Below are 20088 nucleotides of genomic sequence, written 5' to 3'. Positions count from 1 at the left end.
ACTCGAGGGAATACCCCTGCAGCCTGGGCGCCGATCCTACCGCAGCGCAGCAATATGCCAAGGCGGCCTCGACGAAGACCTTGCCCAATTTTGGGGAAACCCGCCCTTGCGCCGAATCCGTCAAGACTGTATTTTTACAACAGTTCTCGCTGTCACAATCGCCGCCTAAGCTTGCCGCCTTCCTCTAGTTTCAACCGACCTCATACGGAGTGCCTGCCCCCATGACATCCAAACACCTTGCCGCCCTAAGCCTGCTGCTCGCAGCTTTGTCTCCCCAAGCGCAGGCGCAGACCGAAATCCAATGGTGGCATTCGATGGGCGGCGGCCTGGGCGACTGGGTCAACGATCTGGCCAAGGAATTCAACGCCAGCCAGAAGGATTACAAGATCATGCCCAGCTACAAGGGCAGTTACGACGAGTCGATGACGGCCGCGATCGCCGCCTTCCGGGCCGGCAATGCGCCGCATATCCTGCAGGTCTTCGAGGTCGGCACCGCCACCATGATGGCCAGCAAGGGTGCGATCATGCCGGTCGGCGAGGTGATGAAAATGGGCGGAGCCAAGTTTGACGCAAGCGCCTATGTACCGGCGGTGGCCGGCTATTACACGGCACCCAATGGCCAGATGTTGAGCATGCCCTTCAACAGCTCGACGACGGTATTCCACTTCAACAAGGACGCGCTGAAAGCCGCCGGTGTCACGACTCCACCGGCCACCTGGCCCGAGGTGGCGCTGGCCGCCGCCAAGCTCAAGGCCAGCGGCCACAAATGCCCATTCACCACCAGCTGGGTCAGCTGGACGCAGCTGGAAAGCTTCTCGGCCTGGCACAACGTCGAGTACGCGAGCAAGAACAATGGCTTCGGCGGCCTGGACACGCGACTGGCCTTCAACACGCCGCTGCATGTGCGCCATATCGAGAACCTGGCGAATATGAGCAAGCAAGGCCTGCTGGTTTACAAGGGCCGCGGCAATGCGGCGGATGCGACCTTTGTCTCGGGTGAATGCGCGATGATGACCGGCAGCTCCGGCATGTACGCCAATATCAAGAAAAATGCCAAGTTCGCGTCCGGCATCGCGCCGCTGCCCTACTACCCGGATGTGCCCGGCGCGCCGCAGAACACCGTCATCGGCGGCGCCAGCCTGTGGGTGATGGCCGGCAAGAAGGCGCCCGAATACAAGGGCGTGGCGGCCTTCTTCAGCTATCTGGCCCAGCCCGAAGTGGCGGCCGCCAGCCACAAGCGCACCGGCTATTTGCCGGTCACCAAGGCGGCCTTCGAGCTGACCGAGAAGAGCGGTTTCTACAAAGAGAACCCCGGCACCGATGTCGCCGTGACGCAGATGATCCGCAAGACCACCGACAAATCGCGCGGCATCCGCCTGGGCAACTTCGTGCAGGTGCGCACCATCATCGACGAGGAAATGGAACAGGTCTGGGGCGGCAAGAAGAGCGCCAAGGAAGGGCTTGACGCGGCGGTGCAGCGCGGCAATGAGCAGTTGGAGCGCTTCCAGAAAGCGAACGCCGGCGCGGCCAAGTAAGCTCACAGCTCAGCAGCCATGTCAGTTGAAAAACGCGTTCAATTCAAGGCCTCCTGGCTGCCCTGGCTGCTGCTGACGCCGCAGTTGCTGGTCATCTCGGTGTTCTTCTTCTGGCCGGCGGCGCAAGCCCTTTTGCAGTCGCTGCAACGCCAGGATGCCTTCGGTCTGTCGACCGAATGGGTCGGGCTGGAGAACTTCCAGCAGCTCTTTGCCGACCCCGGCTATCTGGCATCGTTCAAGACCACGGCGATTTTTTCGCTGCTGGTGGCCGGCAATGGCCTGGTGCTGTCTTTGCTGCTGGCGGTGATGGCCGACCGCGTGGTCAAGCGGGCCGGCGTCTATCGCACGCTCCTGATCTGGCCCTATGCGGTGGCGCCGGCGATTGCCGGCGTGCTGTGGTTGTTCATGTTCGCGCCCTCGATCGGCGTGGTGTCCTATTGGCTGACGGCAATGGGCATCCCCTGGAACCATCTGCTCAATTCCGACCATGCGATGACGCTGGTCGTGATGGCGGCGGTGTGGAAGCAGATCTCCTACAACTTCTTGTTCTTCATGGCCGGCCTGCAGGCCATCCCCAAGTCCTTGATCGAAGCCGCGGCGATCGACGGCGCCGGGCCTTGGCGGCGCTTTTGGACCATCATCTTCCCGCTGCTCTCGCCGACCACCTTCTTCTTGCTGGTGATCAACATCGTCTACGCCTTCTTCGACACCTTCGGCATCATTGATGCGGCCACCCACGGCGGGCCGGGCAAAGACACCTCGATTTTGGTCTACAAGGTCTATTACGACGGCTTCAAGGCGATGGACCTGGGCGGTTCGGCCGCGCAGTCGGTGGTGCTGATGTTCATCGTGGTCACGCTGACCGTGGTGCAGTTCCGTTATGTCGAGAAAAAAGTTCAATACTGAGCGCAGGAAGCAGAGCCATGATTGAACGCCGCCCCATCCTCACCTTTGTCTCCCACGTCATCTTGATCCTGGGGGTGCTGATCGTCGCCTTCCCGGTCTACATCACCTTTGTCGCCTCGACGCAGACGGCCGACGCGATCGTGCAAGCGCCGATGCCGATGCTGCCGGGCAGCCATCTGATCGAGAACTACAAGACCGCGCTGTTCGGCAACGCCGAGGGTTCGGGCTCGGGCTCTTCGGCACCGGTTGGCCGCATGATGTGGGTCAGCCTGGTCAGTGCGCTGACGATTGCGATCGCCAAAATTTCGATCTCGCTGCTGTCGGCCTTTGCGATCGTGTTCTTCCGCATCCCCTTCAAGTCCTTCTTCTTCTGGGCCATCTTCGTCACGCTGATGCTGCCAGTGGAGGTACGCATCGGCCCGACCTACCAGGTGGTGGCCGACCTGGGTCTGCTCAACAGCTACGCCGGCCTGACCGTGCCACTGATCGCCTCGGCCACCGCGACCTTTTTGTTCCGGCAGTTTTTCATGACGGTGCCGGATGAGTTGCTGGAGGCCGCCCGCATGGACGGCGCCGGGCCGCTGCGCTTCTTCAAGGACATCTTGCTGCCGCTGTCGACGACCAGCATCGCTGCGTTGTTCGTGATTCAGTTCATTTACGGCTGGAACCAATACCTGTGGCCACTCTTGGTCACCACCGACGAGCATATGTACCCGGTCGTCATCGGCATCAAGCGCATGATCAGCGGCGGCGACGCGGCCAACGACTGGAACATCATCATGGCGACGGCGATGCTGGCGATGATCCCGCCCGCGCTGGTCGTGATGCTGATGCAGAAGTGGTTCGTCAAAGGCTTGGTCGATACCGAAAAATAAGAAGAGACACACATGGCTTCCATCTCCCTCAGAAACGTCATCAAACGCTACGGCCACGGCCCCAAGGCCAATGCGGTGATCCACGGCGTCAACGCCGAAATCCGCGACGGCGAGTTCGTCGTCATCGTCGGCCCTTCCGGCTGCGGCAAATCGACCTTGCTGCGCATGGTCGCCGGCCTGGAGGAAATCTCCGGCGGCGAGATCGCGATTGGCGCGCGGGTCGTCAACGACATCGAGCCAGCCGAACGCGACATCGCGATGGTGTTCCAGAACTATGCGCTTTACCCGCATATGACGGTGTTCGAGAACATGGCTTATGGCCTGAAGATCAAAAAAGTGCCCGAGGCCGAGATCAAGGCCCGCGTCGACAAGGCGGCCAAGATCCTCGAGCTGGGCGCGCTGCTCGAGCGCACGCCGCGCCAACTCTCCGGCGGCCAGCGCCAGCGCGTCGCAATGGGCCGCGCCATCGTGCGCAAGCCGCAGGTCTTTCTATTCGACGAGCCACTCTCCAATCTCGACGCCAAGCTGCGCGCGCACACAAGGCTGGAGATACAAAAACTGCACCGTGAACTCGGCGTGACTTCCTTGTTCGTCACCCATGACCAGGTCGAGGCGATGACGCTGGCCCAGCGCATGATCGTGATGAACGGCGGCCATATGGAGCAGATCGGCACGCCCGAAGAAGTCTATGCCCGCCCCGCCTCCACCTTTGTGGCAGGCTTCATCGGCTCGCCGCCAATGAATCTGCTCACGGGCCAGGCGCGGGGGCTAGCTTTCAGCATCGGCGGCATCAGCGTCGAACTGCCCGAAGCGGCGCCGCGCGATGGCGAGCTGATTCTGGGTCTGAGGCCCGAGCATCTGGATCACTGGCACCCGCAATCCGCAGGCGGCGCGGGCTGGCCCTTTACGGTCGAAATGATCGAGATGCTGGGCGCCGAACGGCTGGTCTACGGCCGCCTCGGAAGCGAGATGTTCACGCTGCGCATCGACGCCACCTTGAGCCCACCGGTCATCGGCAGCGTGCTGATGCTGGAGCTCAGCGCCAAGCATCTGCATTGGTTTGATCCGAAAACCACCCAGCGCGTGGAGCGGGCTTGATATGAACAGCAAGGCCTGGCCGCTGCCCTTCTGGATTGCCCACCGCGGCGCCGGCAAGCTCGCGCCAGAGAACACGCTGGCCGCCTTTCGCTTGGGCGCTCAATATGGCTACCGGGCCTTTGAATGCGATGTGAAGCTGTCCAGCGACGGCCTGCCCTTCTTGCTGCATGACGCCACACTGGAGCGCACCAGCAATGGCCAGGGCGTGGCGGGCGCCTTGAGTTGGAGCGAGTTATCGCGCCTGGACGCCGGCGGCTGGCACAGCCGCAGCTTTGCCGGCGAGCCGCTGCCCAGCCTGATTGCTGTGGCCCGCTTCGTCATCGGCAACCGTTATGCGTTGAATATCGAAATCAAGCCGACGCCGGGCCAGGAGTTGCTGACCGGGCAGGTCGTCGGGCGCGAGGTCTTGCGGCTCTGGCAAGGGTCAGGTCTTGCGCCGCTGTTCAGCTCCTTCGATCCGCTCGCTTTGCAAGGGGCGCTGGAGAGCGCGCCGGCCATCCCGCGCGGCCTCTTGCTCGACAGCTTGCGTGAGGGCTGGCTGGCAGAAGCGCAGGCGCTGGCTTGCCGGGCCGTCATCACGAACTACCGCCTGATGGACGCCGCCACCATCGCCAAGATTCACGCCGCCGGCATGCAGGCGCTGGTCTACACCGTCAATGACGCGGCGACGGCACAGACCTTGATCGGCGACGGCGTGGACGGCATCATCACCGACGCGGTGGACAGGTTCTCGCCGGTCTGACTGGCGCTCAATAAGGTGACGGAGCCAGTTGCCCGGCTTCAACCGACAGATAGCTCGGGCTGACGACCGGCCACGTGCGCAGGTCATAGACACCGCCAACGACACGTTTTTCCACACCAACGCTGCGGAAGGTCAAGGCCGTCTTGGCCTTGACGATCAAAGGTGCAATCGTCGGCTTCAGGAAATAGGCCCGCCCGGTGCGGCCACCGGCGCCGTCATCATTGCCCATCACGGTCGCGATGCCGCCGTCGACCACCACGGCGGTCTGTTCATCGACGCCAATGCCGCGGGCCTGCTCGAAGCCGACCGAACCGTCCTTGATCAAGCGGGCCAGAAAACTCACCAGACGACCCATGCGGTCGCGGCTGACGAGGTGAGAATCGGTGATCACGCCGGCCATATAGGGCAGCGCGTTCAAAAAGCCCCCGTCCAGGGTCAGCTTGCGGTCGTAGGGGTTGGCCATCGCCTCGGTCGAGGTCACCGTGCCGTTCTGGGCCGAATAGTCAAACTGGCCCAACACCGCCAGGCCGGCGCTGGTGCCGCCGATGGGCACTCGCTTGGCCGCCAAGCCACGCAAGGTGGTGTCGAGCTGGCTGCCCTTCCAGAGATTGATGTAGTCCCACTGGTCGCCTCCGGCGATGAAAAGCACATCGGCCGCCGCGACGATTTTGTTGACGGCGGGGTCATTGGCGCCTTCGCGGGTTTTGATCACCAGCGACTCGACCGAATCAACACCGTCCATCGCGTAGAGCGATTCGTTATAACCATCGGCGCCGGAGACGCGAATGATCACCACGTCGACCTTGGCGCTGCCATTGCCTCTGGCCTTGGCAATCATCGCCCGGAAGGCATCATCGACATCGGTGCCGCCGCCCATCAAGACCAGCATCGATGCGGCCGGTGCGGCCGGCAATGCGTCTTCGGCGCTGCCGGTGCGGTACAGGTCATAGCTCTTCGAAGCGATGGTCGGCGCGGCGCCACCCTTGCCGGCGCCCCCACCGGCATAGGCGGGCGCGCTCAACAATGCACCGAAGGCGAAGCACAGGGTCAGCAGACCACGACTTAGGCCCAGCAAGGCACGGGGGGATTTATAGATGTTCATCGCTTGCGCTTTCAATTTGGGCCTAGGGGGGATGTCGAGCATAGTCCTTGAGCGGGCAGTTCTTGAACCTTGGCAAGGGATTTCCCAGGCCTTCATTTGCGGGGCTTGCCGCAATGCCGATCACAGGCTAAGCAAGGCCGAACAAGGGTGATCCCTCTGTGCCCAAAGTCATCTTGCCAATTGCCGGCCCGTCCATTACCCTCCCCGCTCCCCATATTCAGGCTGTACCCGCATGAAACTCTTTCGTCTTTTGCCCTTGGCGGCGCTGCTGGCCGCCGGTTTGGCTCACGCTGCCGCTCCTACTTCTGGCCTTGACCTGGCAGGTTTTGACAAGCAAGTTCGCGCCCAGGATGATCTATTCTTGGCCGCCAATGGCAGCTGGGTCAGCAAGACCGAGATCCCGGCCGACAAGGCCGAGTACGGCAGCTTCTATCAGTTGCGGGACCTCTCCGACCAGCGCGTACGCATGATCGTTGAGAGCTTGGCCGCCAAGCCGCAAGCCAAGGGCAGCGTCGAACAGAAAATCGCCGATTTCTATGGCTCCTACAGCAATCTGGCCGCGATTGATAAGGCCGGCCTGACACCGGCCAAAGCGATGCTGGCCAGCATCGCCGCGATCAAGTCACCAACCGATTTGGCACGCTGGCTGGGCAATGCGCAGGGCGCCGTCAACACACCCATGGTGCTGTGGGTGATGCCCGACTTCAAGCAGCCCGGTATCAACCGCGCGCTGACTTGGCAGGGCGGCATCGGCATGCCGGACCGGGACTATTACCTCAAGGATGACGACAAACTCAGCCAAGCACGCAAGGCCTACCTGGGCTATCTGACGACCTTGGCCAAGCTCTCGGGTGAGAAGGCGCCGGCGGCCATGGCGGAACGCGTGATGGCGCTGGAGAAGCGCATTGCCGAGGCGCATTGGGACAAGGTCGACAACCGCAACCCGGTCAAGACCTATAACCCGATGACGCCGGCCGAGTTGGCCAAGGCCGCCCCCGGTTTTGACTGGGCCGGTTTCATGGCAGCCGCTCAACTGCAAGGCGTTGACCGGATCACGGTCTCGCAGCCCAGCACCATGACGGCACTGGCCAAAATGGCGGGTGAAGTGCCTCTGGCCGACTGGCAGGCCTATCTGAAGCTGCGGGTACTGGATGAGAACGCCGAACTGCTGCCCAAGGCCTACCGCGAGGCGCGCTTTGCCTTCCATGGCAATACGCTGACGGGCGCCAAGGAAGAAAGGCCGCGCTGGCAAAAAGGCATTGCCGAGGTCAACGGCGCGCTGGGTGAAGCGATCGGGCAGGTCTATGTGGCGCAGCATTTCCCGCCGGTCTACAAGACCCGCATGGTCGAGTTGGTCGGCAACCTGATGAGCGCTTACGGTGACTCCATCGACGGCTTGAGCTGGATGACGCCCACCACCAAGGCCGCGGCCAAGGACAAGTTGTCCAAGTACATGGTCAAGATCGGCTACCCCGATAGCTGGCGTGATTACAGTGCGCTGGAAGTGCGCCAGGGCGACGCCTTTGGCAACAAGGCTCGCTCGGGCCGTTTCGAGTGGGAGCGCATCGCCACCCGTGTCGGCAAGCCCGTGGACCGCGCCGAATGGGGCATGACGCCGCAGGCCGTCAACGCTTACTACAACCCCTCGATGAACGAGATCGTCTTCCCGGCGGCGATTTTGCAGCCGCCCTTCTTCGATATGGCGGCCGATGACGCGGTCAATTACGGCGCCATCGGTGCCGTCATCGGGCATGAAATCAGCCATGGCTTTGATGACCAGGGCAGCCAGTTCGATGGCGAAGGCGCCTTGCGCAATTGGTGGACCGACGCCGACCGCAAGGCCTTTGAAGCGATTGGTGCGCAACTGGTGGCGCAATACGAAAAATACGAACCGTTGCCCGGCAAGACGCTCAATGGCAAGCTGACCTTGGGCGAGAACATTGCCGATCTTTCGGGCCTGCAGATTGCCTACAAAGCCTATCAGCGTTCACTCGGCGGTAAACCGGCGGCTGTGATTGGCGGCTACACCGGCGAACAGCGCTTCTTCATGGGCTGGTCGCAAGCCTGGCGGGCCAAGGCGCGGGATGAACGCACGATGCAGAACCTGACCGTGGATCCGCATTCACCGGCCAAATTCCGCGCCAACGGGGCCGCCGTCAACCATGACGGCTTCCACGAAGCCTTTGGCACCAAGCCGGGTGATCAGATGTTCAAGGCCAGCGAAGAGCGTATTCGCATCTGGTAAGTTCAAGCGGGCCTGCGGGCCCGCTTCTCATTGCAACAGATGGCCGGCCGTCATATTGACTTTTCGGCCGCCCCGCGCCCAGAACCCGCGCCGAGTTGAACTCGGCGGCGCTCGGTCCTTAGAACAGTTCCATCGCGCTGAGCTGCGCCTGCTCGCTCATCTTGCCGGCCGAGACCAACTCGGCATGGCTGTGCACCTGATTGCGACCGGAATCCTTGGCGTGATAGACCGCCTTGTCGGCTCGCTCGAAAGCGGAGGCCGGCGAATCCTCGATGCGCACTTGCGTAAAGCCGATGCTGACGGTGATGCGGCCGATTTGCGGGAAGGCGTAATGCTCGGTATTCAGGCGCAAGCGCTCAAAAGCCAAGGCCGCGTCGGCCTCATCTTCACAGCGCATCAAGACCACGAACTCCTCACCCCCAAAGCGATAAAGCAGGTCGTGAAAGCGAAAACTGCTGCGCATCAGGCGTGACAGCAGCAGCAGCACTTCGTCGCCGATCAGATGACCGAAGCGGTCATTGACGAGCTTGAAATGGTCGATATCGATGACACCCAGAAAGTAGCGCGGGCTGCGGCCTTCGTGACGCCGACCATCATCGGTGTCGGCCATAACGGCGCGCGCCGGCAGCTCGCTGACCGCCTTCAGAAAGCTGTCCTCAAAGGTCTTGCGGTTGAGAAGGCCGGTCAAGGTGTCGCGCTCGCTGTAGTCGAGCAGGCCTTGAAAGTTGTGATAAATCCGCAGCACACTGCTGACCAGGCGCTGCGCCTTGGACGTCATTCGCTCGGTGGAAATCACCTCCAACACGCCGACAACATCCCGGTCGGTGGCGATCGGAAACAGGCTGAGGCAATGCTCGCCGATGTCGCCCTGCACCACCGCGCGGCTGTGCATGCAGTCCAGGCGTTGCGGGTAGTCCTGCACCAAAGGCAGCAATTCGGGATCGGACCAAAGCGGGTCGGCGGTGGCCACCGCGTCATCGGCGCTCAGATGCGCGCGCGTCAACCAGCGCTGTTCGCCAGCTTCGCCAACGCAGCGAAAGATCGCCACCGACAGGGGTTCCAACAAATCACGCAGGGCCGACACCAGCGTCACGTCCATGACGTCCCGGTCCCGGAAGCCGGTCATTTCGGCCAGATGATCAACGACTTCGGACATTGCTTTGACTCACCCCAGCGAAGGGGTTCGAGCTGATTCTTGTGTTCTTCTTGGGCCTCTGATAGTGATAGCGGCCCAAAGCCCCTTCACCGCTTACTATTGCTGCGGCAATGTGGCGCCCGCAATTTGTGTCGAAGTGTATCCAGCAATCAATGACAAAAGTAGCTCTTCGTCATAGGGCTTGCCCAAGTAATGGTTGACCCCTAGCTGTTCGGCATAGTCTCGATGTTTTTGCGCGATTCTGGACGTGATCATCACCACCGGCAGGCCGGCCAGTCGCGGATCCGCACGCATATTGCGCACCAGATCGAAGCCGTCCATGCGCGGCATCTCGATGTCGGACAAGACCATCGCCGGCAATTCGTCGGCGGCCAGGCACTCCATTGCATCCAAACCATCCTTGGCCAACTGCACCCGGTAGCCCTCGCGCTCCAACAAGCGTTGGGTGACACGGCGTACCGTCAAAGAATCATCGACCACCAACACCAGCGGCGCCAAAGCCTGCTCCGCCTCGATCGGAAGAACCGGGCCGTCTTGCTTAGCGGCCTGGCGAATCTGCTCCAAACGCTGCTGCGCGGCCAAGCCATACCAAGTGGCCAAGGCGACCGGGTTGTAGATCAAGGCAACCTCGCCCGAGGCCAGCAAGCTGATGCCGGCAAGACCCGGCACCCGACTCAATTGCGGACCCAGATTCTTGACCACGACTTCCTGGTTACCCAAGACCTCGTCGACATGCAAGGCGATGCGCTGTTGAGCGCTGCGCACCAGCACCACCGACATATGCTTGCCATGACCAAGGCCACGACCGGCCAAGCCCAGCAGGCCGCCCAGCCAATAAAAAGGCAAGGTCTCGCCGCCAAACTGCAAATGCCCGCTGGCATAGGCGGCCTCGACTTGATCGGTCGGCACGCGCTGCAAAGAATCCATCAAACCCGCCGGCACGGCCACCGTCTGCTCGCCACAACGCAGCAGCACCACCTGGGTCAGGGCCGTGGTCAGCGGCAGGCGCAGCGTGAAACTGGTGCCCTGACCGGGCACCGAGCTGGTCTCGATCGAGCCCCCAAGAGTGCTGACTTCGGCTCGGACCACGTCCATGCCGACACCGCGCCCGGACAACTCGGTCACCTGAGCCGCGGTCGAAAAACCGGGCGTGAAGATCAGCTGCATCAGCGCGGCCTCTTCACTGGCATCGGCGTCAGCCTTGATCAAGCCCAGATGGAGCCCACGCGCACGGATGCGCTGCAGATCCAAGCCGCCCCCGTCATCGCTGAAGGTCAGCAAGACCTCATTGCCTTCTTGGCGCACCGCCAAACGCAAGGTGCCGACGGGATCCTTGCCGGCGGCCACGCGGGTCTCGGCCGGCTCGATGCCGTGGCTGACGCTATTGCGCAGCAGATGCTCGAATGCGCCCGCCATGCGCTCGAGAACGCTGCGGTCCAGCTCGGTCTGCGCGCCAACAATCTCCAGCCGCGCTTGCCGCCCGGCGTCGCGCGCCGCCTGGCGCACCACCCGATGCAGACGCTCGGCCAAGCTTTCAAACTCGACCATGCGCGTGCGCAGCAGATCGTCTTGCAACTCGCGTGTCAATCGCGACTGCGCGGCCAACTCATCTTCACCTAACTGCACATTGCGCTGCAAGGCGCGCTGCACCGTGGCCACGTCGCCAACCGACTCGGCCATCATGCGGGTCAATTCTTGGAAGCGCGTGTAGCGATCAAACTCCAGCGGATCAAAGTCGGCCCCACCGACCTTGGCCTTGGCTTGCTGCAGCTCTTGCTGGCCACCCATTTGCGACTCGGCCTGCAACTCCAGTTCACGAAGCTGCGCCCGCAGACGACCCAAGTTGTCATCCAGATCAAGCAGGCTGCTCTTCATCTGCGCCAACTCGGACTCCAGCCGCGCGCGCCGAATGCTGACCTCGCCGGCCTGTGCGGCCATGCGCTCCAGCATGCTGCCACGCACCCGCACCATCGCTTGCAGACCGGTCGCCGAAGCCTCGGCGGCATTCTCATCCAGTGGCGGCTCAGCGAAGCGCGACCAGTCGATTTGCGGCCCGGCTGCAGCTTGCTTGAGCGGCTCGGGCAATGCCGGCTCGACGACCTCTAGCGCTTCGGTGGCTTCGGCAAGCTCCGCAACTTCGCTTGCTGCCGGCGCTTCGACCAGATCCGGCACCAACTCCGGCACCGGCAAGGCGGGCTCAAGGGCTTCAATCGTTTCGCTCGGCGCGGCTTCGGCCAATGCGGGGGCCAACTCCGGCTCCGCCTCGGCAAACATTTCCGTTGCGGGCGCAGCAACCGGGAGCGTAGGCTGTGGCACGCCCAATTGCTCGAAGCTGGCCTCAAGTGCATCGGCGGCAGCCTGCAGCCCGAGCAGATCGGCCGGTAAAGGCAAGCCATTGGCGACGGCCCGTTCAAGCGCCGACTCCAAAGCATGCGCTTGCTCACCCAAACGCATCGCGCCGGTCAGTCGCGCCCCGCCCTTGAGAGTGTGAAGCGCCCGCATGCACGCAGAGGCACAACGCAAATCGCTGGGCTTGGCGACCCATTCGCGCAGCGCGCCATGCAGATCGTGCAGCAGGTCGCGAGCCTCTTCTTCGAAAATCGGCAGCAAGACCGGGTCGATCTCGTCGGGCAGACCCGGTTCGACTTCATCGGCATCGGCCGAAGGTGTCAGCGCGGTGCCAAACTCAAGCGGCGCAATCGGCTCCAGCGCCTCGATCTCTTCTGGCTCCGCTTGCGCCTCGCCCGGCCTCGAATCGCGCCAGTGCAAGCCGTTATCCTCAAGATCGGTCAGCTCGCCAAAGCGGCTATTCGGTTCGAGATTGGGCTCGTACGCACGCAGTTGCTCGAGCGTGACGGGATCAAAAGACTTCAGGAAACCGGCCGCGAATTGATGCAGCAGATGGCGCACCTGCTCGGCCGCTCCGACAAACATTTGCGCCTCGGCCTCGCTGTAGCGACTGGCGCGCGCTGCCCGACCCAAGGCATGCTCCATTGCCCGGGTCAAGAGCGCCAAATCATCGAACTTGACCGCTGCAGCGCTGCCCGAAAGGGCATGGGCCAAGGCCTCGCAATTGGCCGGCACCGGCCGATTCAATTCGAGTGCCCACTCGGCCAGGCTGGTGGCCAAACGGCGCGACAGCTCATCGGCCTCATTGAGAAAAATATTGAACAACTCAAGCTTGACGGGCAGATTCCCGATCATCTTGAATTGTTCGTCTAGCGACTCATCCAGCAACTCGGGCCGGAGCAGTTGGTCCGGTTCGCCCGCTGCTTCGGCCTCAAAAGCCTGGCGCCCGCCAATGACCAAGACGGGCTCGAAGCCACGCGGCGGCGTGCGCGCGATGATGGGCTCGACCATATTGCCTGGCGCAAGCTCAATTTCAGGCTCAAGCTCCAGGGTTGGCTCATCCAATATCACGCTTGAGCTGCTCACGAAGCTCTCTGGAACCTCTTCGCCAAGATCCAATCTGAGTTCAAAATCGGGCAACTCAAATGCAGCCCCAAGGGCCTCGGCCGGCTCCATGGGAAGATCGAGCTCGAAGGGCAAGACTTCGGCAAGGTCTGCGCCGGCCTCTTCTAGCTCTTCTGGCTCTTCGGCCGGCTCGGCCGCTGGCAGCGGTGAAGGCAAGAGTTCGTGCGCGGACAAGGGGGGCAAATCAAGCGGCTCGGCCTGTTCCAGCGCCTCGCTCGGCTCCGCCAATTCACGCAGATCGAGCAACTCGAAGGGCTCAAGACCGGCCTCAACAGGCTGCTCTTTAGCGGCTCCGCCACCCTGCTCCAAGAAATCGGCCGAGGGCGCCTCAATCGACGTGAGCGGCCATTCCACCGGCACCGGCTCCTGCCCCAAACGCAAGGCATCGGCTCCGCGCCGCAAGGGCTCCGCTACATGGGAAACAACTTGATTGCTGGCGATCTGCTCACACCAGTCGCCGAGGTAGTCAAGAGCCTCGCCGGTAAAGCCCAGCAAGCCGGCATCACCATGTGGGGCAGCCTCGCCCAGGCGGGCGTTGTACAACTGTTCGCAGGCCCAGGCGCCTTCGCCAAAGGAATCAAGCCCGACCATGCGGGCACTGCCCTTGAGCGTGTGGAAGGCGCGACGCAACACCGTCATCGCCTCGCGCTCTTGCGGATTTTGCTGCAAGGCGGTCAGCGCTTGCCGAACATTGGCCAAAACCTCGCCGGCCTCCTCAAGGAAGATTTCCTGCATCTCCGGGTCATGCGCGCTGGCCATCACCGGCACGGGCGCTGGCAACGGGGCGGGGGCTGGCGAAGGCGAAGGTGCAGGTACGGGCGCAAGAGCCGGTGCCCCTGGCAAGCTCGGAGCTTCCTCCTGCGGCGCCAGACTCAATGTCGGTCCCGCTTCGACCGGCCGACTGCTTACCGCCAATTCAAGCGGCAAGCTCAGCACCGGCAGTTCGACTTGATCGACCAACTCCGGCAGCGAGGTCACGGCCAAGGGCTCGACCATGTCTTGCGTGCGCAGCACCGGCGGATTCATCGGTCGGCGTTGCGCGGCGTCGCTGCGCCGGCCCATCACCGGATTGAGGCGGCCGCTGGCCTCATCAAAGACGAACATGCGCTTGGCCAGTTGCGGCTGCACGCTCAACATATCAATCAGGAAACCCAAGGCGCCCAGGTTATTGGCCAAACGGTCAAACAACTCTCGCGGCCCGCCGCGTTCGACATCGACCTCGGTATTGGTCAACTCATCAACCTCATCGCGCATGCGCAAACAGGCGTGCGAGGCCTGGTCCAGGCCCAGCACCGTCAGCACGCCGCGCATCGCCTGCAATTGACCCGGCACCGGTATCAAGCGCTCGCGCTGGCTCGGGTCACGGAAATACTCGTCCGCCTGGCGCTCGATCTCAGACAAGCTGACTCGCAGTTCCTGCACCACACTGCCGAGCGTCTGGTGATCGGAAACCCGCCGGTACAGATCCTCCATCCAAGCTTCCAAGGGCTCGGGCTCGCCGCCACGGGCGACCGCTTCGACCCGGCCCGCCAAGCGGCGCACGCGCTCGGCTTGTTCGGGCTGATCAAAGGCCGCATCATCCAGCGCCGCCTCAACATAAAGCAGGCTGGTTGCCACTTCCATGGCCAACGCGGGCGGCGGCGGCTCGGCCGAACGCAATGTCGCCACAACGGCACGCTGCAAGGACTCGGCCAAAACCTCGCCACTCGGGAACAGCTTTTGCAAGGATTCCGCCAAGGCCACGAATTGCTCGTTCAGAGCGGTGGCGCGATGGCTGTCGCCTTCGGCCGCACTGCCCCAGGAATCCTTGGCCGACACCACTCGGCGCCTTGCCTGCGTCACCCAGGCGGGGTCAATACGACCCAAGGTCTCGTCTTCGTAGTCGCCCGGAACCGACTCCAAAAGCCCATAACTTGCCAAAGCAGCGTGCAGGCGCAGCGCCGGTTGAGCAGCTGCTGTGACACGGCTCTGCGCGCAAAAGAACAGCAAGTCTTTCGCCAGTCGCTCGTTTACCCCCGCATCGCCCTGCGCCACCGCACGCATCTGCGACAACAAACGCGAACCCAGGCGCTTGACGAAGGCGTCAACCTCCAGCAAGCCCAAGGCTTGCGCCTCGAACACCGCGGCGGCCAACTGCCAGAGCGTTTTGGAGTGAGGCTGTTGCAAGCCTGCAGCCAGGCCTGCGCTGAGCTCACTCAATATCCGCGCATGTTCGGGGCTGGGCGCCCGCATATGTTTGAGCAAGGCGGCCTCGAAAGCGGGGCGAACCGACGTCGCCGGCAATGCGTGCGCGCGTGGGTCGTCCGGCAAGCTGTGCCAGCTCCACTCAAATTGCCACAGATCGGCCGGATGAATACGCTCGGCGCCGTTCATCGTCTGCAATTCCCGATAGGCCGGGAACAGACTCAAGGTGGAGACTTGGCTGGAGCTTTGGCCCGATGACGAACCAGCGGCCAACATCCGAGCGATCAGCGACAGCAAGGCGAAGTTGGCACGCTCAATGGTCTCAACGCGGATCAAGTCGATACTGTTCGGATGTTCGGCCAAGTCGGCGACCGCTTGTTCGGCGGCACGCAAGACCAAGGAGCCGGCCGGCAAGCCCACCAAGGCCAGCACCCCGGCCACTTGGTGCAACTGTGCGGCGGCGGCCTGCACTGCGGCCTGCAGGCTGGCGTTGACCGGCAGGCCGGACAAGCCATCGGCGACGAAGCCGGCGGCCATCGTCGAACGACTTTCGCCATCGCGCAGCAAGCGGCGCAAGGCTTTATGAACCGCCTCAAGCGAGCGTCGCAGTTCCTCTTGCACCCAAGCAAGAGGGCTGAGATCCGCTGGCAACTCCGAGTCGCGTGCAATATCCATGCTTGATCCCTGCCCTCAGGCGACTTTGAAGCGAGCCACCGACTGCTTCAGCGCGTCTGCCGAACGGGACAATTCATGCACCATCTGGGCGGTCGAACGCGTGCCCTCACTGGTTTGCTCGGTCACCGCAAAAATATGCTGAATATTGGCGGCCACCTCGTTGGCCGAATGGGCCTCGCTGAGCGCCTGAGCGGAAATCTGTGCGATCAATTCGTCCAGGCGCCGAGACACCGAGTCAATCTCCTCCAAGGCGCGGCCGGCCGCGTCGGACAAGCGCGTGCCTTGCACCACACCCAGCGTCGAGCGTTCCATCGCGGCCACCGCGTCATGGGTGTCGGTTTGAATCGTCTTGACCAGCGCCGCAATCTGCCGTGTCGCGTCGCCCGAACGCTCGGCCAGACGCTGCACTTCCTCGGCCACCACCGAGAAGCCGCGCCCGGCTTCACCGGCAGACGCCGCCTGGATCGCCGCATTCAGCGCCAGCACGTTGGTTTGTTCGGTAATGTCGGAAATCAGCTCGGTAATTTCGCCAATTTCCTGCGATGACTCGCCCAGGCGCTTGATGCGCTTGGAGGTCTCCTGGATATGCTCGCGGATCGAGTTCATGCCGCTGATATTGTTCTGCATCGCCTGCAGACCGGACTCGGCCGCCTCACGCGATTGGCGCGCGACGGTGGCGGTGGCCTGGGCTTGATTCGACACCTCGTTGAAACGGCCCGCCATCTGCAGAACCGCTTCGCCGGTGGAGCGAATTTCGTGCAATTGCTCTTTCGATGCCGCGAGCAGGTCGGTCGAAGTCTGGTCGACTTGGCCCGTTGTGTCGGTCACACGTGCGGCCGTGATCTGCACCTGGCTGACCAAGTTACGCAACTCTTCGACGGTGTAGTTGACCGAGTCTGCGATCGCGCCGGTGATGTCTTCGGTAACGGTGGCTTGTTGGGTCAGGTCACCCTCGGCAACCGCCTGCAACTCGTTCATCAGACGCAAGATGGCGCCCTGATTGGCATCATTGACGCGTTTGGCTTCTTGTTCCTGTGCCTCGGCCTCGGCCTTTTGCGCTTCCGCCATCAGCGCACGCTGGCCTTGATCGTTCACATAAAGGCGCAAGAAACCAAAAGCTCCGATCACCAGCGCCGTCAACGAGGCCAGCATCAATCCCAGCAAAGCGATGTTGACGCCCCCCGCCGACTCGAGCTCCAAAGCGACTTGCTCAAGGCCTTTGCGCAAGCCTTCGCTATCGCCAAGAATGCTGCTCTGCGCCTCGCGTGCCGACACCAAGCCCTGCAAATTACCCAAAATTGCCGTCGCTTGGGTACGCGTCTGCTCATACTGTTTGATCAGGGTCTGCAGACGCGCTCGTAGTTGGCCATCCTTGGCCGCGGCCAAATGCAACTCAACGCTGCCATTGATCATCGCGTCCGTGATCAACTTGAAAGAATTCAAATCCTTGCCCAACAAGAACACCGCCTCGGGGCTGACGCCCTCCTGGGTCAGGAATTCATTGGCACTCTTGCCAATCCGTTGGGTCAGCATCACCAATTGACCGGCGGCCGCGATTTCGCCTGCCGATCCGCCCTGCTGCAAAGATTCGGCCGAGACGGCCTCGGCGCTTTCGAGCAGATCAGCCGACTGGCGATTGATCGCCCGCAAGGCCACCGCCACGTCGGTCAAGACTTTTTCTTGCGACTGCACCAATTGACCACTTTTTGCCGCCCGCTCGACCAGCGGCATCACCGTATCCAAACTCGCTTGCACTGCGGCCGGCGCGGCGGCCAGCGGCCCTTCGCCGCTACGCAAATTGGCCACCACCGAACTCAGGATGCCGGTACTTTCTTTCAGTTCAGAAAATGCAGTCGGATTGCCGATCAAAGCCGCCGAAACGGACTTGGCCATGCGCTGCGAGTGCATCAAGGCCTGACCCGTTGCCCGCACTTGTGCGGCACTGCGCGAGGCGCCCAGCAAACTCAAGCTGACCGTGGCGGCAGTGCCCAACAAACCCAAAGCCACCAGCGCCGTCAGCACCGCTTGGTGGCGCCCACTGCGGGGTTTGGCTGCGACGGTCTTGTGAACACTGGTATCGGTTGCCGACACCGTGGACGCAAAAGTGGCGGTGGTCTCGCCAAACTCGGTGCTGGCGACTTCTGTCGGCAAGGCCTCGGCGATGATCGACGAAGAGGCGCCAGACGGCCTGCCCGCTGTATCTAGGCCAAGCGAGGATGTTGGCAAGGCAGCGCCTGACTGGATGGAAGCGGCATGCGCCTCGCTTGCCAGCTCGGCCTCGGTCTTGCCCAGGTTCTTGATCTTGTCCAGGAAGCTCATCTCACCCTCGTTTTTCGTTTGTTTAGCGGGCATAGCCCTAGCTTGTACTTGCTAACTCCGAATCAAACCACAACTCGCAAGAACTGTTCATGCTTAGAAAGGGCATCCAAATGCAGTTGTTGCCAGGATCGACCCTCTGCATCACGCATATGCGGGCCGGCAAATCGGGGTCGCACGGCCCCGTCGAGGGGGTTCGTCAGCACCGGCTCCAGCGTCAATTGCTCATCCCCGCGCAGACCGACAAGCCGGTCAACCAACAAGGCGCAATTGATATTCAACTCGGGGCTCAAGGACACCAAGCGCGTTTGCGCTGTATCGGCCCGCATATCCGAACGCGTGCCGCCGCCCTCGCGCAGGCCCAGAAACACCGCCAAATCAATCACCGTGAACAGGCCTCCGCGCAAATTCGCGACCCCCACCAACCAAGGCTGAGCGTAAGGCACGGGCTTGATGGTGACCGGCGTGAATATTTCGGCGGCCTGCTTCAAGGACAAGAGCAGACCATAACCGGCACATTCAACGGCCAGCCAACTGGCGACCTCGGTTTTTTGTTCGCGCGCATCTTGCATGCGCTGCGCCAAACGATGCTGAAGTTCCCGCAGAGCTTGCTTATTACTCATCGCTTGAAGGGAGCTTTAGCCCAAAGCCTTGATCTTGGCCAGCAATTCCTCGGCCTTGACCGGCTTGACGACATAGTCGCGCGCGCCCTGGCGCATACCCCAGACCTTGTCGGTCTCCTGTCCCTTGCTGGTGCACATGATGACGGGCACACCGGCAAACCGATCGTCACGTGTAATGGTGCGAGTCAGTTGAAAGCCGTTTTGCCCCGGCATCACCACATCCATCAAGATCAGATCGGGCGTCTCTTCGGCCAAGCGCTTCATGGCCTCCTCGCCATTTTCAGCCGTGCGCACCGAAAAGCCGCGTTTGATCAGCATGTCGCTCAGGACGTGCAATTCGGTCTTTGAATCATCGACCAGCAAGATTTTTTGAATAGGCATAGGTTTTCCTCAAGCCTGGGCGGCGACGGCGGCCATCAAGTCTGGCTGCGAATGAGTGCGCATCAAACACCACGCCGATGCGCGAGCACCGCTTTCAGCAGTTGATCTTTGGTGAAGGGTTTGGTCAGATAGTCCTGCGAGCCAACCATGCGGCCACGGGCCTTGTCGAACAGGCCATCCTTGCTGGACAGCATGATCACCGGCACGCCAGCGAAGACCGGATTGCGCTTGATGATGGCGCAGGTTTGATAGCCATCCAGACGCGGCATCAAGATGTCACAGAACACCAGATCCGGCTTGTAGTCACTCAGCTTGGCGAGGGCATCGAAGCCGTCTTCGGCCAGCACCACTTCATGCCCGCCTTGTTTGAGGAAGATTTCAGCGCTGCGCCGAATGGTGTTGCTGTCATCAATGACCAACACCTTGGCCGCAGCCTCGTTGCCAATTGCACTGCCAGTAGCGTTGCCTTCAGGAACTTGTACGTCCAAGCTATTCTCCCCTTGCCAACAAACGAGTGGCCTGCCCTAGCGCCGCAAACAAGCGCAGTGTTACATGCCGGGCTGGCCGTCACGCATTGTTACGCCAACCGGCTGAAGATTAAATGCGGACCATTTCAAAGTCATCTTTGCGCGCCCCGCATTCGGGGCAGGTCCAATTCATATCGACGTCGGCCCACAAGGTACCGGGCGCGATGCCATGTTCGGGGTCACCTGTTGCCTCGTCGTAAATCCAGCCACAGATCAGGCACATCCAAGTACTAGCACTAGCTTCGGTCA

14 protein-coding genes are annotated in these 20088 nt (G+C 62.1%); 6 read left to right on the top strand and 8 right to left on the bottom strand.

The features are described from left to right. Positions 1-221: 221 nt before the first annotated feature. Genes ugpB through ugpQ form a run of 5 tightly spaced genes read left to right on the top strand, consistent with a single transcriptional unit; the run spans position 222 to position 5156 of the window. Positions 222-1535, top strand: a complete 1314-nt coding sequence (ugpB, locus tag LNV07_RS18570) for a sn-glycerol-3-phosphate ABC transporter substrate-binding protein UgpB (protein ID WP_263572662.1) — start codon at positions 222-224, stop codon at positions 1533-1535. An 18-nt stretch (positions 1536-1553) separates the two neighbouring features. Next, complete coding sequence (gene ugpA / locus LNV07_RS18565) at positions 1554-2441, top strand: sn-glycerol-3-phosphate ABC transporter permease UgpA (protein ID WP_263572661.1); 888 nt, start codon at positions 1554-1556, stop codon at positions 2439-2441. Between the two features lie 17 nt (positions 2442-2458). Continuing rightward, complete coding sequence (ugpE, locus tag LNV07_RS18560; RefSeq protein WP_263572660.1) at positions 2459-3316, top strand: sn-glycerol-3-phosphate ABC transporter permease UgpE; 858 nt, start codon at positions 2459-2461, stop codon at positions 3314-3316. A 12-nt stretch (positions 3317-3328) separates the two neighbouring features. Next, the gene (locus LNV07_RS18555) at positions 3329-4414 is read left to right on the top strand and encodes a sn-glycerol-3-phosphate import ATP-binding protein UgpC (RefSeq protein ID WP_263572659.1); all 1086 of its coding nucleotides are present in this window, start codon (positions 3329-3331) and stop codon (positions 4412-4414) included. Position 4415: 1 nt separating this feature from the next. Next, positions 4416-5156, top strand: coding sequence for a glycerophosphodiester phosphodiesterase (gene ugpQ, locus LNV07_RS18550; protein ID WP_263572658.1), 741 nt, complete (start codon positions 4416-4418; stop codon positions 5154-5156). A gap of 7 nt (positions 5157-5163) precedes the next feature. On the opposite strand, the gene LNV07_RS18545 is transcribed toward ugpQ, so the two are convergent. After that, positions 5164-6258, bottom strand: a complete 1095-nt coding sequence (locus tag LNV07_RS18545) for a cyanophycinase (RefSeq protein WP_263572657.1) — start codon at positions 6256-6258, stop codon at positions 5164-5166. A 232-nt stretch (positions 6259-6490) separates the two neighbouring features. On the opposite strand from LNV07_RS18545, the gene LNV07_RS18540 reads away from it, so the two are divergent. Continuing rightward, positions 6491-8503, top strand: coding sequence for a M13 family metallopeptidase (locus LNV07_RS18540; RefSeq protein WP_263572656.1), 2013 nt, complete (start codon positions 6491-6493; stop codon positions 8501-8503). Between the two features lie 118 nt (positions 8504-8621). On the opposite strand, the gene LNV07_RS18535 is transcribed toward LNV07_RS18540, so the two are convergent. The 7 genes from LNV07_RS18535 to LNV07_RS18505 form a co-directional block, all read right to left on the bottom strand. Then, entirely contained in the window at positions 8622-9659 is a 1038-nt protein-coding gene (locus tag LNV07_RS18535) for a GGDEF domain-containing protein (RefSeq protein WP_263572655.1), read from the bottom strand. Between the two features lie 96 nt (positions 9660-9755). Continuing rightward, complete coding sequence (locus tag LNV07_RS18530; RefSeq protein ID WP_263572654.1) at positions 9756-15992, bottom strand: hybrid sensor histidine kinase/response regulator; 6237 nt, start codon at positions 15990-15992, stop codon at positions 9756-9758. Positions 15993-16007: 15 nt separating this feature from the next. Continuing rightward, positions 16008-18311 carry a methyl-accepting chemotaxis protein gene (locus tag LNV07_RS18525; protein ID WP_397545586.1) on the bottom strand — a complete coding sequence of 768 codons (2304 nt, stop codon included), beginning with the start codon at positions 18309-18311 and terminating at the stop codon, positions 16008-16010. Between the two features lie 62 nt (positions 18312-18373). Then, complete coding sequence (locus LNV07_RS18520; RefSeq protein ID WP_263572652.1) at positions 18374-18931, bottom strand: chemotaxis protein CheW; 558 nt, start codon at positions 18929-18931, stop codon at positions 18374-18376. 15 nt (positions 18932-18946) lie between these two features. Then, on the bottom strand, positions 18947-19312 hold the full coding sequence (locus tag LNV07_RS18515) for a response regulator transcription factor (RefSeq protein ID WP_263572651.1): 366 nt from the start codon (positions 19310-19312) through the stop codon (positions 18947-18949). A gap of 62 nt (positions 19313-19374) precedes the next feature. Next, on the bottom strand, positions 19375-19758 hold the full coding sequence (locus LNV07_RS18510) for a response regulator (RefSeq protein ID WP_263572819.1): 384 nt from the start codon (positions 19756-19758) through the stop codon (positions 19375-19377). Positions 19759-19909: 151 nt separating this feature from the next. Then, a complete protein-coding gene (locus LNV07_RS18505; RefSeq protein WP_263572818.1) occupies positions 19910-20062 on the bottom strand; it encodes a rubredoxin in 153 nt (50 codons plus the stop codon). Between the last annotated feature and the right edge of the window lie 26 nt (positions 20063-20088).

It is taken from the genome of Roseateles oligotrophus (assembly GCF_025717515.1).
Classification (GTDB): Bacteria; Pseudomonadota; Gammaproteobacteria; order Burkholderiales; family Burkholderiaceae_C; genus Paucibacter_A; species Paucibacter_A oligotrophus.
This window is presented reverse-complemented; position numbering and strand designations above follow the sequence as displayed.

Excerpts from the sequence above, each read along its gene's own strand:
- LNV07_RS18540 (WP_263572656.1), top strand. The coding sequence starts at position 6,491 with ATGAAACTCTTTCGTCTTTTGCCCTTGGCGGCGCTGCTGGCCGCCGGT.
- LNV07_RS18530 (WP_263572654.1), bottom strand. The coding sequence starts at position 15,992 with ATGGATATTGCACGCGACTCGGAGTTGCCAGCGGATCTCAGCCCTCTT.
- ugpA (WP_263572661.1), top strand. The coding sequence starts at position 1,554 with ATGTCAGTTGAAAAACGCGTTCAATTCAAGGCCTCCTGGCTGCCCTGG.
- LNV07_RS18505 (WP_263572818.1), bottom strand. The coding sequence starts at position 20,062 with ATGTGCCTGATCTGTGGCTGGATTTACGACGAGGCAACAGGTGACCCC.
- LNV07_RS18555 (WP_263572659.1), top strand. The coding sequence starts at position 3,329 with ATGGCTTCCATCTCCCTCAGAAACGTCATCAAACGCTACGGCCACGGC.
- LNV07_RS18520 (WP_263572652.1), bottom strand. The coding sequence starts at position 18,931 with ATGAGTAATAAGCAAGCTCTGCGGGAACTTCAGCATCGTTTGGCGCAG.
- LNV07_RS18535 (WP_263572655.1), bottom strand. The coding sequence starts at position 9,659 with ATGTCCGAAGTCGTTGATCATCTGGCCGAAATGACCGGCTTCCGGGAC.
- ugpQ (WP_263572658.1), top strand. The coding sequence starts at position 4,416 with ATGAACAGCAAGGCCTGGCCGCTGCCCTTCTGGATTGCCCACCGCGGC.
- LNV07_RS18515 (WP_263572651.1), bottom strand. The coding sequence starts at position 19,312 with ATGCCTATTCAAAAAATCTTGCTGGTCGATGATTCAAAGACCGAATTG.
- ugpB (WP_263572662.1), top strand. The coding sequence starts at position 222 with ATGACATCCAAACACCTTGCCGCCCTAAGCCTGCTGCTCGCAGCTTTG.
- LNV07_RS18525 (WP_397545586.1), bottom strand. The coding sequence starts at position 18,311 with ATGAGCTTCCTGGACAAGATCAAGAACCTGGGCAAGACCGAGGCCGAG.
- ugpE (WP_263572660.1), top strand. The coding sequence starts at position 2,459 with ATGATTGAACGCCGCCCCATCCTCACCTTTGTCTCCCACGTCATCTTG.
- LNV07_RS18545 (WP_263572657.1), bottom strand. The coding sequence starts at position 6,258 with ATGAACATCTATAAATCCCCCCGTGCCTTGCTGGGCCTAAGTCGTGGT.